The sequence below is a fragment of the Mangrovactinospora gilvigrisea genome, assembly GCF_001879105.1.
Lineage (GTDB): Bacteria > Actinomycetota > Actinomycetes > Streptomycetales > Streptomycetaceae > Mangrovactinospora > Mangrovactinospora gilvigrisea.
The window spans coordinates 1-11,731 of record NZ_MLCF01000029.1; the positions used below are offsets into that span (position 1 = coordinate 1).

Below are 11,731 nucleotides of genomic sequence, written 5' to 3' on the forward strand. Positions count from 1 at the left end.
AGGGCGGCGGCCGCGCCGGCGGCGAGCAGCGCCCGGCGGGAGCGGGTGCGGCGGTGGCGGGCGGGGGCTGCGGGGGTGGGTTCCACGGGGGTGCCTCCCTGGGTGGCGGACGAGTGCGGCGGGCGAGTTGAAGGGACACCGTCATGCTGATGGCGTTCCAAAACTGCCCGCCCGCGCGCACTTTCACGCACCACTTGGGATGCGCTTAAGGCACCGTTAGGGGCAGCGTCGCCGCGAGGCGGGCGAGGAGGGCCGCGAGGTGGGCGCGGTCGGTCTCGGGGAGGCCGGCCAGCAGCCGGCGCTGGTTCTCCAGATGGACGGCGATCAGCTCGTCGACGAGGGCCACGCCCTCGTCGGTGAGGGTGATCAGCCGGCCCCGCGAGTCGTGCTCGGCGACGGCCCGCGTCACCAGCCCGCGGGCCGCCAGGCGGTCGACGCGCTTGGTGATGGCGCCCGTGGTGACGAGCACCGTGCGGCTCAGCTCCCCCGCCGACAGCGCGTACGGCGCACCCGCCCGGCGCAGCGCCGCGAGCACGTCGAAGTCCCCGTTGCCCAGCCCGGCTTCGGCGAACGGCGCGCGCAGCAATTGGTCGACGGCGTCGGTGAGCCGGAAGAGCCGCCCGACGACGAGCATCGGCGCCGGATCCAGATCGGGCCGCTCGCGCCGCCACTGCTCGACGATCCCGGCCGTGGCATCAGTCTCCATCTCCATGCCGTGGACTATATCTTCCCGGGAAGGTATATTGTCTTCCGTGGAAGACACTCGTGAGCGCACCGTCGTCGACTGCTACTTCGACCCCGCCTGCCCCTTCGCCTGGATCACCTCCCGCTGGCTCCTGGAGGTGGAGCCGCTGCGGCCGATCGACCTGCGGTTCCGGCTGATGAGCCTCTCGGTCCTCAACGAGCACCGCGAACTCGAGCCCTGGTACCGCGAGTTCAACGACCGCGCCTGGGGCCCCGCCCGGGTCTGCGCGGCGGCCGCCGCCCAGCACGGCGACGCCGTCCTGCGCGACCTCTACACCGCCCTCGGCACCCGGATCCACACCCGCGGCAACAAGGACTTCGACACCGTGACCGCCGAGGCGCTCGCCGAGGCCGGCCTGCCCGCGTCGCTCGCCAAGGCCGCCGCCACCGACGAGTTCGACGCCGCGCTGCGCGCCGCGCACCGCACCGCGCAGGACGCCATCGGCGAGGAGTCCGGCACCCCGATCGTCGCCCTCGACGGCGCCGCCTACTTCGGCCCCGTCCTCTCCGCGATCCCGCGCGGCGACCGCGCCGCCGACCTCTTCGACGCCGTCCGCACCCTCGCCGCCCACCCCGCCTTCTCCGAACTCAAGCGCCCCCGAGCCGACCTGGACTTCGGTTGACGCCCCGGGGCGACCTGGGTGACCACCCCGCGCAACACTGAAGCCCCCGACGGCGCGCCGTGCGGCGGCGGTCGGGGGCTTCGGGGCGGTGGTACCCCCAACGGGGCGCGCAGAACATGCGAACGGCGACGCGGCACCGTCCGGGCTCGCCGGCTCGTGGTCGGCCTCGCAGCGCTTGCGGGCGAGGACTGTGCACGCGATCTGCTTCTCCTCGTGGCTTCGAGTCTTGCGGAAGCACGTGAGGAAGATGATCCGCCGCTCGGGTGCGATCCAGTAGGGGTGTACCGCCACTACAGGGGCGACGACGGAGAGGCGGCTGGTGGGCCTGCGCCAGGGGGGCGGCCGAAGAGGCGGACGGTGAGGCGTTCGAGGAGGCCGACGCGGTGGGCGGCGGCCAAGCGGCATCCGGAAGAACCTCGATGTCCAAGGAGGTACGGCTACTGGGAGCTGCTGGCTCTGAAGCAGCTGCGGGCCCGCTGACTGCCTCTGTTCGGGGCGACACCGTGTCCACACCGCGGTGTGGACGCGTCCACACGCCCTCGGAGCGCCACGAGTCGGTGTGGCTGCGGATCAGTCGATGTGGAGGTCGACGGTGTTGAAGCGGTCCATGAGGCTGGACTTCCGCTGATGCAGCTCGCGCAGTTCGTCGAAGTCGGACGCGAAGTCGTGGACGTGCCCGTCGCGCTCGGCAAGGGCCTTGAGGTCGACCAGCAGGGCGACTGCCGCATCGTAGTTGGCTTGCCGGCGCGTTTCGATCAGCGATTCGACCGTGTCCCATGCTGCTCCCGGATCGAGAGCGAGGGCTGCCAGCCGCTCTTGGCGCTGCTGTTCCCGCTCCCGCACGAGTCGTGCCTCGTGCTCCGCCCGTGCGGCCTGCTCCCGGAACCTGTCGGCGGAGCGGATCTCGGTGGCGGCGTCGAGCAGCGCCGCCACGGTACGGCGGGGGCGGGAGGCGGCCTCGACGCCGCTGCCGGCCGCGCGGCCTTCACTGAGCTGGCGCATCAGCGCCATCTGCGCCTGGACACCGCGCCCTTCGGCGAGATCGAGCAGCAGCGCGTCCTTGTCGGCGGCGGGCAGGTGGGTGATTGCGTCGGCGGTCCGCCTGCTGTCGCGCCGGGCGGGAGCGAGCGGGGGCGACGCCTGCGCCGCCGCGGCGAGGAGGGACTCGTCGAGGCGAAGGAAGTCGGCCAGCGCTCGCTGAGGCGCCGTCAACTGGCCGAGACCGACGGGTACAGGCGGCTCCTCGTCCCCCTCCGTGGCGTAGTCGAAAGCGTCCTCGTCGCGCTCCCAAGCGCCGTAGGCCGCCAGCCAGGCGAGGTAGAGGGGGCGGAGGTCCCCGGCAGCGAGTTCGCTCCGGACCCCGGTGACCGCGGCCAGGGACGGTTGGGTGTCGTCCTCCCACCACTCCACCTCGCCGGACTCGTCCTCGCTGAGGAAGTCGAGGATCACGTGGTCCTTGGTGGCCTGTGCGGAGAAATAGGGGTCGACGCAGAACAGCTCGACCTGCGTCGGGTCGAGGACGGCCCGCGGCAGTCGGAGCATGACCCGGCGGGTGCCCCAGTTGGCGAAGTAGAGGTGGGCGTCGTAGTAACGGCGCATCAGCGTCGGCGGATCGCCTTTGAAGTCGCCCCATTGGTACTCGTTGGTGAAGCTCGTCGCGGTGATCCGGGCGCGGGTGGACAGCGCGCGCACCTCGGACTGCTGGCGTGCGCTGAGCGGGTGGTCGATCGCCAGAAATTCGTAGTACTGGTATTCGCTCACGGCTGATTCCCGTGCTTTCTGATCGGCGTGGTCATGGGGACCATCTCCGCAGCGCGGCGATCCATTCGCTCCCGGCCGGTGGGGGATCAGGCAGCGGGAGGTCGAGGATGCCGATGGTCTGACGATGCGGGCCGCGAGCGCAGTGGGCGACGATCCCGCTCCCGGGCAGCAGGTCGATACCCGTCACCGTCACCTCGACGCCCAGCACGGTGGTGGTGAACGGCAGAGCGAGGTTCTCCTCGATCTTGGCGTGGAAGCCGCTGAGTTGTTCGTCGTCGGTCCAGGCGTCGACCACCGCTTCGCCGACCAGTGCTTCGAGGTCCTGTCCGTCGCTGCCACCGGCTGCCATGCGGTCGAGAATACTGGCTGCCGTGCACGCGTCCCTGCCGGAGAAGACGGTTCCCTGCCGCGGGGGTTGATGGTCCGGAGCTCCTGCTGGCGGGGATTCGGGAACAGGGTCTCACCGGTCCGAGTGCCACCTCATGCCCATGCCGAGACGAGGTCTTCGGGGGTCCACACCTGGACAAGGGGGAGGCGGGCGGCGGCGCCGCTGCGGGAGACGGCGACCAGCGGGGTGTCGGCCGACGCTCCGGGGACGGCTGCGGCGTCGCGCGCGAGGTCGTCGTAGTCGTGGCGGTCGAAGGGGCGGTCGTCGAGCCACTTGACGGAGCCGGCGAAGTGCAGGCGCCTGGCGACCGGGGCGCGGTCGGCGCCGACGAGGTCGATCTCGGGGTTGTTCTGCCGGTTCCACCAGCCGCCGACGGCCTCGGTCTCGGGCCAGGCGTCGTCGGGCAGTTGCCGCATCAGGCTGTCGCGGACGACGGGCTCGACGGCGCGTCCGCGCCAGGAGGCCCAGGAGCGTTCGATGCGTGTGAGGAGGAGGTCGCCCCGGCCTCGTTCGACCAGCGGGATGCCGCGGTCGAGGAAGGCGAGCCAGAAGCGGAGGTAGGGGTCGGCGATGCGGTAGCGCCGGTTCTTGGTGTCGGGCTTGGTGGACAGCGGGTCGTCGACGGCGAGCACGCGTTTGCCGATGAGGCTCGCGAGGATGGGCGAAAGCGTGCCGGACGGCAGGGCGGACCCGCCGCCGGCCTGGGAGGCGATAGTGGAGAAGGTGCGTTCGCCGCTCCCGACGGCCTCCAGGACGGCCCGGGTGCGGGTGGATTCCGGGAACTCGCCGAGCAGCGACAACTCACCGGAGACGAGCAGCGGCGAGAGCGGGTCGGCGAGTGACTGGGCGAGGAACTCCGAGCGGGGCGTGCCGGTCGGCCACGAGGCGAGCACCTCGGGGAAGCCGCCCGTGATCAGCAGGGCGTCGACGGCCTCCGCCGCACTCAGGCCGGTCATGGTCCGGACATCGGCCAGGTGGAGGGGGTTGACGGTCATGGTCGTGGCGCGTCCGAAGAAGGGGCGCCCGTAGGTCTGCAGCGCCTCCATCACGGAGAGGTCGCTGCCGACGAGGATCAGCAGTACGGGCTTGTGGGACAGGTGCCGGTCCCAGACGGTCTGGAGGGCGCCCTCGAACTCGGCGTCCTGCTCGACCAGCCAGGGGACTTCGTCGAGGACCGCGATGCTGGGGGTGTCATCGGGAACCGCCAGCGCCAGGGTGCGCAGGGCCTGGTTCCAGTCGCCGGCTTGCAGCCCGCCCACGAGTTCGCCCCCCGGAAGCCCGGAGTGGGTCACGGCGGCGGTGAAATCGGCGCGCTCCGCGGCCGGGTTCCGCCCCCGTGTGGCCTGGAAGACCAGGTAGGGGGTTTCGGATCGGTCGCAGAACTCCTGGATCAGCCGGGACTTCCCGACCCGGCGGCGCCCGGTCACGGTGACTGCTCGCCCTCGGGTGGCTCCACGTCCCTCGGCGACATCACGGAGTTGCTGTCGCAGCAGCTTGAGGTCACCTGCGCGCCCTTGAAACTCCATCGCCGCTCCATAATGCTAGATCCAGACTTACGTAGATTGAATCTACCATTGTGAGTGCCGTCTCGGCCCCAGGGCGCCAAGGCGCGGCGGGGCGGCAGCTTCTGGCGCGTTGTTACGCCGGACGGCCGTCGGTGAACGTGCCCGAGGGCTGCAGATGAGGGCGACCTGGTGTGGCACCAGCAACGGGAGCCGTCCCGGACCAAGTGGTGCAACCTCGCAGGTCAACCGGCACCGTCGACCGAGGTGTCCACACCATGTGTGGACACGTCCACACGAAAAACCGCCCTCCCGCATACGTTCATGCGGGTCAGGGCGGTTCAAAGGGGTGCCCCCAACGGGATTCGAACCCGTGCTACCGCCTTGAAAGGGCGGCGTCCTGGGCCACTAGACGATGAGGGCGGGCCCGGCCCCAGGTGGGGCCTGATCGTGCGCAGCATATGGGATGCGGGCGGGCGCGGCAAAACGCATTCCGTGCCCGCCCGCATCCCGAGGGGCTCAGCCCTCGACCACCAGCTCCTCCGCCGGACGGGCGTCGGGGAAGTGGCAGGCGGCGACGTGGTCCGGGCCGTGCGTGTCCAGGGCCGGGACCTCCTCGGCGCAGCGCCGCTGCCCCGCCTCGTCCAGCGCCAGGAACACCGGGCAGCGGCCGCGGAAGCGGCAGCCGGTCTGCTTCTGGGTGGGGCTCGGCGGGTCGCCCGGCAGCAGGATGCGCCGCCGCGCCCGCTCCCGCTCCGGGTCGGGGATGGGCACCGCGGAGAGCAGCGCCCGGGTGTAGGGGTGGCGCGGGTTCTCGAAGACCGTGTCGACGTCGCCGGCCTCCACCGTCCGCCCCAGGTACATCACGCTCACCCGGTCGGCGATGTGCCGGATCACCGACAGGTCGTGCGAGACGAACAGGTACGCCAGCCCCAGGTCGGCCTTGAGCTGCTGAAGGAGGTTCAGCACGCCCGCCTGGATGGAGACGTCCAGCGCCGAGACCGGCTCGTCGAGGACGACCAGCTGCGGGTCGACCGACAGCGCGCGGGCGACGCCGATGCGCTGCCGCTGGCCGCCGGAGAACTGGTGCGGGAAGCGCTCCGCGTGCTCCGGGTTGAGCCCGACCTGCTTCAGCAGCCGCGGGATCGCCGCGCGGACCTCCTCCTTGGGACGGCCCAGCGCCCGCATCGGCTCCGCGATGATCTCGGAGACCGGCATCCGCGGGTCGAGCGAGGCCATCGGGTCCTGGAAGACGATCTGCATGTCGGCGCGGAGCTGCTTCAGCTCCGCCTTCGACATCTTGGTGGTGTCCTTGCCCATCAGCTCGATGACACCGGACTCGGGCTTCGCCAGGTCGAGGATCTCGAAGAGGGTGGTGGACTTCCCCGAGCCGGACTCGCCGACCAGGCCCAGCGTCTCGCCGCGCCGGATGTCCAGCTCCACGCCGTCGACGGCGTAGACGCTGCCCACCCGCCGCTTGAACACCGAGCCCTTGAGGAGCGGGAAGGTCTTGGCGAGGTCGGTCACCCGGAGCACCGAGTCGCGCTGCTCGCGGGGCACTTCGGCGACCTCGGACTCGCCGATCTCCGGCAGCGGGTAGATGTCGGTCGGGCCGAGGTCCCGCTCGACGATCTCCGGCGCGCGCCGGCAGGCCACCGCGTGGCCCTCCGAGCCGCCCCGGACGCGGGCCAGCGGCGGCTCGGCCGTCCGGCAGGCCGCCTCGGCCATCGGGCAGCGCAGGGCGAACGGGCAGCCGTCGGGCAGCTCGTGCATCGCCGGCGGGCTGCCGGGGATCGGGACGAGGGGCCGGCGCTGGACGGCCGTGCCGTCCTCGGTGGCCTCGTCCACCCGCGGCACGGCGCCGATCAGGCCGAGCGTGTAGGGCATCCGCGGCCGGCTGAAGACCTCGTCCACGGTGCCCGTCTCGACCATCCGCCCCGCGTACATCACCGCGACGCGGTCCGCGGTGCCGGCGATGACGCCCAGGTCGTGGGAGACCAGCACCATCGCGGCGCCGGTCTCGCGCTGCGCGGTCTTGAGCACCTCCAGCACCTGCGCCTGGATGGTGACGTCCAGGGCGGTGGTGGGCTCGTCGGCGAGGATGACGTCCGGGTCGTTGGCGATCGCCATGGCAATCATGGCGCGCTGCCGCATGCCGCCGGAGAACTCGTGCGGGAAGGAGTCCACCCGCACGTCCGGGTTGGGGATGCCGACCAGGTCGAGCAGCTCGACGGCGCGCTTCCTGGCGGTGGCCTTGTCGACGTCGCGGTGGATCCGGATGGCCTCGATGATCTGGTCGCCGATCCGGTACACCGGGGTGAACGCGGAGAGCGGGTCCTGGAAGACCATCGCGACCTTGTCGCCGCGGATCCGGGAGAGCCGGCCGTCGGTGGCGCCCACCATCTGCTGCCCGTCCAGCTGCACATCGCCCTCGACGACCGCGCTCGGCGGCAGCAGCCCCATGGAGGCCAGCGAGGTGACGGACTTGCCGGAGCCGGACTCGCCGACGATGCCCAGCACCTCGCCGCGGTTGAGGTCGAAGCTGACCCCGCGGACGGCGGGCACCAGGCCGTGCGGCCCGCGGAAGTGGACGTTCAGGTCGCGGACGCTCAGCAGCGGCCCGCTGCCGCCGGCGGCGGCGCCGGGGCTGGGGATGGTCGCGGCGGTGGTCACGCGGGGCTCCCTGCGGTGGTGTTCGGGGTGGTGGTGGCGCCGTTGGCGGCCTTGGCACGCCGCTCGGCGGCCTGCCGGGCCGCGATCCTGCGCTGCTTGCGGCTGACGCGGTCCGAGGTCGGGTCGAGCGCGTCGCGCAGGCCGTCGCCCATCAGGTTCACCGCGAGGACGAAGACCACCAGCATCACGGCGGAGAACCAGAAGAGCCACGGGTAGGTGGTGGCCGCGCTGGTGCCGTCGGAGATCAGGGTGCCCAGCGAGACGTCCGGCGGCTGCACGCCGAAGCCGAAGTAGGAGAGGCTCGCCTCGGCGATGACCGCGCCGCCGACCGCGACGGTGGCGTCGATGATGAGGAAGGAGGCGACGTTCGGCAGGATGTGCCGGACGATGATCCGCATCGGGTGCACGCCCATGAACTTGGCGGCCCGCACGAACTCCTGGTTCTTCAGCGAGAGGGTCATCGAGCGGACCACCCGCGCGGTGATCATCCAGCCGAAGACGGCGAGCAGCACCACGAAGATCAGCCAGCTGCTGTTCTTGAACAGCGGCGACATGATCGCGATGATCAGGAAGCTCGGCAGGGTCAGCAGCAGGTCGACGAAGAACATCGAGACCCGGTCGGCCCAGCCGCCGAAGTAGCCGGCGCAGGCGCCCACGATCGAGGCGAGCACGGTGGAGAAGAACGCCACCAGCAGGCCGATCAGCAGCGACTTCTGCAGGCCGCGGACGACCAGCGCGAACTCGTCGTGGCCGATCCGGTCGGTGCCGAACCAGTGCTGCGCCGAGGGCGCCTCGCGCAGCGCGCTGAAGTCCACCTCGGTGTAGCTGTACTTGGAGATCACCGGCCCGAGAAAGGCCAGCAGGAAGAGCAGGACGACGACGATCGCGCCGACCACGGAGCCCTTGTTGGAGAGGAACCGGCGGAGGATCACGCGGCCGCGGCCGGCCGGCCCGGGGCCGGCGGCGGCCCCGGACTCCTGATCCGCGAGCACGGCTTCGGGAGCGGCGGTCATCGTGCGGCCCTCCTTCGGGCGGCGAGGCGCCCCTCCGGGCGCGGGCTCGTCTGCTGGGCGGCACCCGTCACGGGTGTGCGGCTACGCATGGCGGACCCGCGGGTCCAGCGCGGCGTGCAGGATGTCCGAGAGGAATCCGGCGATCAGCACCATCACGGCGGCGAAGAGGCTGTAGGCGACGACGGAGTTGACGTCGTTCTGGTTGATGGAGTTCACCAGCCACTCGCCCATGCCGTGCCAGCCGAAGATCAGCTCGGTGAAGGTGGCGCCGGTGAGCAGTCCCAAGAAGCCGTACGCGAAGAACGTCGACATCGGGATGAGCGCCGTACGCAGGCCGTGCTTGAAGAGCGCCTTGCGGTACGGCAGGCCCTTGGCCCGGGCGGTGCGCAGGTAGTCCGACCCCAGCACGTCCAGCATGGTGTTGCGCTGGTAGCGGCTGTAGCTGGCGATCAGCATCAGGCCGATGGTGAGGGTGGGCAGGATCAGGTGCACCAGGGAGTCGCCGAGGTGGGTGAAGAAGCCCCCGGAGAGGCCCGGCGTGGACTGCCCGGTGAAGTTGATGATCTGGTGCCCGGTCCAGGTGTTCAGCCCGGTCGCGAAGATGGTCGCGAAGAGGGCGAGCACGAAGGTCGGGATCGACATCACCAGGAACGAGAGCCCTGCCGCCGCCCGGTCCGAGAATTTGTACTGTCTCGTGGCCGTCCAGGCGCCCAGCAGGATCCCGCAGACGGTGCCGAGGATCGTGCCGACGACGAGGAGCCGCAGCGAGATCAGGACGCGGTTCTTGAACTCGTCCGTGACCGGGGTGTTGTTGATCGTCTGGCCAAGATTGCCGTGCGCCAGATGGCCGACCCAGGTGCCGAACCGGTCCGCCAGCGGCGTGTCCGGGTTCACCCCCAGATCGTCCAGCTGCCTGGTCACCGAGGCCGGCGAGGGACGGGGCGACCGTCCCTCGAAGTTGGCCCTCGGGTTGAGGGAGGTCGAGGCCAGGGCGTAGGAGAGCCCGACTGCGACCAGGAGCATCACGACGTAATAGCCCAGCCGCTTGGCCAAATAGCCCAGCATGGGACCTCCCTGCATCACTCTGACTGGCGGTAAACAGTCTGGGAGCAATCCGCGGGAAGGGAACGGTTATCGAGGTCTCGATCTTGTCACGGTTGGTCAAGTGGCGTTCAAGCAAGGGTTACTGGGCGCTTACTCTCCTGACCATTCGAACAGGCCGATGCGCACCCCGCCCCTCGCTGCGGACCGTGCCCCGGGCCCGGATCAACCAATCGGGAGGCATCCGATGAACAGGTCTCGCAGGTCCGCAGCCCTGGTGGCGGCGGCACTGGCCGGCACGCTGGCGATCTCTGCCTGCTCCTCCTCCGGCTCGTCCGGCGGCAAGGTCAAGGGCGCCGCTCCCAAGAACAACTCCTCCGGCATCAACCCGCAGCCGGCGAGCAACGTCAAGCAGGGCGGCACGCTGCGGATCGCCAACCGCGGCATCACCAACATGAACCCGTACGAGACGGACGGCTCCAACGCCGACGCCGACTGGGTGCGGTCGATGACGCTGCCGAACCTGTTCAACTACGACGCCAAGGGCAACCCGACGCCCAACCCGTACTTCCTGCAGTCCGCCACGTCCTCGATGAAGGGCGGCAAGCAGGTCGTCGAGTACAAGCTGAACCCGAAGTCCAAGTGGTCGGACGGGACCCCGATCTCGTACAAGGACTTCGTGCAGATCTGGAAGTCGGACAGCGGCAAGAACAGCAAGTTCCTGGTCCGCGGCACCACCGGCTACGACCAGATCGCCAGCGTCACCAAGGGCGCGAACGACCAGGACGTCCTGGTCACCTACGACAAGCCGCAGCTGGAGTGGCAGAACCTCTTCGGCGAGCTGGTCCCGGCGAACACGATCGACACGCCGGACAAGTTCAACAAGAGCTGGCTGCAGAAGATGCCGGCCACCGCCGGTCCGTTCAAGATCCAGAAGTGGGACACCGCCGCCAAGGCGATCACCCTGGTGCCGGACCCGAACTGGTGGGGCCCCAAGCCCAAGCTCGACAAGATCGTCGACACCGAGATGGAGGCCCCCGCGCAGGTCAACGCGGTCCTCAACAACGAGCTCGATGTCGCCGGCGTCAGCAACGCCGAGTTCTACAAGCGCGTCGCCGGCAAGAAGGGCCTCCAGGTCCGGGTCGGCACCCCCTGGGACGTGCTGAACCTCGTCTACGGCTCCAAGGGCCCGATGGCGGACGTCAAGGTGCGCCAGGCGATCATGATGGGCGTCAACCGGACGGACCTCTCCAAGATCCAGTCCAACGGCATGCCCAAGCAGAACCCGCTCGTCAACAACCACCTGTACATGCCGCAGGAGAACGGCTACGAGGACACCTCGGGCCAGTTCGGCAAGTACGACCCGACCGCGGCCGGCAAGCTGCTGGACGCGGCGGGCTGGAAGTCCGCCGGCGCCGGCAAGACCCGCACCAAGGGCGGCAAGCCGCTCTCGCTGCACTTCGTGATGAGCGCCGGCACCTCGCAGACCGGTCTGGACATCTGCTCCGCCGTCCAGACGATGCTGCAGCAGATCGGCATCAAGGTCACCATCGACAAGGTCGACGACGCCGCGTTCTTCACCAACAAGTACGTGATGGGCGGCAACTTCGACATCACGATGTTCCGCTGGACCGGCGCGCTGTGGAAGTCGGGCTCCTTCGACAGCTACCGCAACCCGCAGGGCGGCAACCTCTTCCAGAACTTCGGCGGCGTCGGCTCCCCGCAGATCGACACCGCCTACCGGGCCGGCATCAACGCCACCAGCAAGGCCCAGGGCATCCAGGACTTCAACACCGCCGACAAGCAGATCTGGGAGGTCGGCAACTCCTCGCCGCTCTTCCAGAACTACGCCTACGACGCGGTGCGCACCGGCCTCGCCAACTACGGCGCGTTCGGCCTGGACACCCCGGACTGGACCAAGGTCGGCTGGCAGAAGTAAGAGATCCACTTCGGATTCCGAAACTTCCGCGCCCCGTCGTGATCAAT

At 70.0% G+C, this 11,731-nt stretch carries 9 protein-coding genes and 1 tRNA gene; 2 read left to right on the plus strand and 8 right to left on the minus strand.

The genetic code is table 11. The features are described 5' to 3' along the window. Positions 1 to 205: 205 nt before the first annotated feature. The gene (locus BIV57_RS07465) at positions 206 to 712 is read right to left on the minus strand and encodes a MarR family winged helix-turn-helix transcriptional regulator (RefSeq protein ID WP_245797470.1); all 507 of its coding nucleotides are present in this window, start codon (positions 710 to 712) and stop codon (positions 206 to 208) included. Between BIV57_RS07465 and BIV57_RS07470 the strand changes: the two genes are divergently transcribed. Then, positions 711 to 1,367: a mycothiol-dependent nitroreductase Rv2466c family protein gene (locus tag BIV57_RS07470; RefSeq protein ID WP_175548691.1), complete on the plus strand. Its 657-nt coding sequence runs from the start codon at positions 711 to 713 to the stop codon at positions 1,365 to 1,367. The two genes, BIV57_RS07465 and BIV57_RS07470, sit on opposite strands and share 2 nt — an antisense overlap. A gap of 570 nt (positions 1,368 to 1,937) precedes the next feature. Here the strand turns inward: BIV57_RS07470 and BIV57_RS07475 are convergent. The 7 genes from BIV57_RS07475 to BIV57_RS07505 form a co-directional block, all read right to left on the minus strand. Next, positions 1,938 to 3,128, minus strand: coding sequence for a hypothetical protein (locus BIV57_RS07475; RefSeq protein WP_071655879.1), 1,191 nt, complete (start codon positions 3,126 to 3,128; stop codon positions 1,938 to 1,940). A gap of 31 nt (positions 3,129 to 3,159) precedes the next feature. Continuing rightward, entirely contained in the window at positions 3,160 to 3,477 is a 318-nt protein-coding gene (locus BIV57_RS07480; protein ID WP_071655880.1) for a hypothetical protein, read from the minus strand. A 131-nt stretch (positions 3,478 to 3,608) separates the two neighbouring features. Continuing rightward, positions 3,609 to 5,042, minus strand: coding sequence for an ATP-binding protein (locus BIV57_RS07485; RefSeq protein ID WP_071655881.1), 1,434 nt, complete (start codon positions 5,040 to 5,042; stop codon positions 3,609 to 3,611). Positions 5,043 to 5,368: 326 nt separating this feature from the next. Next, positions 5,369 to 5,441: transfer RNA gene (locus BIV57_RS07490), tRNA-Glu, on the minus strand. A gap of 96 nt (positions 5,442 to 5,537) precedes the next feature. Next, positions 5,538 to 7,691 (minus strand): ABC transporter ATP-binding protein, encoded by a 2,154-nt coding sequence (locus BIV57_RS07495; RefSeq protein WP_245797471.1) that lies wholly within the window; start codon positions 7,689 to 7,691, stop codon positions 5,538 to 5,540. After that, a complete protein-coding gene (locus tag BIV57_RS07500) occupies positions 7,688 to 8,704 on the minus strand; it encodes an ABC transporter permease (protein WP_079170108.1) in 1,017 nt (338 codons plus the stop codon). The genes BIV57_RS07495 and BIV57_RS07500 overlap by 4 nt, the downstream gene beginning before the upstream one ends. An 81-nt stretch (positions 8,705 to 8,785) precedes the next feature. After that, positions 8,786 to 9,769 carry an ABC transporter permease gene (locus BIV57_RS07505; RefSeq protein WP_071655882.1) on the minus strand — a complete coding sequence of 328 codons (984 nt, stop codon included), beginning with the start codon at positions 9,767 to 9,769 and terminating at the stop codon, positions 8,786 to 8,788. Positions 9,770 to 9,992: 223 nt separating this feature from the next. Here BIV57_RS07505 and BIV57_RS07510 point away from each other — a divergent pair, with 223 nt between their 5' ends. Beyond that, positions 9,993 to 11,684 (plus strand): ABC transporter family substrate-binding protein, encoded by a 1,692-nt coding sequence (locus BIV57_RS07510; protein ID WP_071655883.1) that lies wholly within the window; start codon positions 9,993 to 9,995, stop codon positions 11,682 to 11,684. The last annotated feature ends 47 nt before the right edge of the window (positions 11,685 to 11,731 follow it).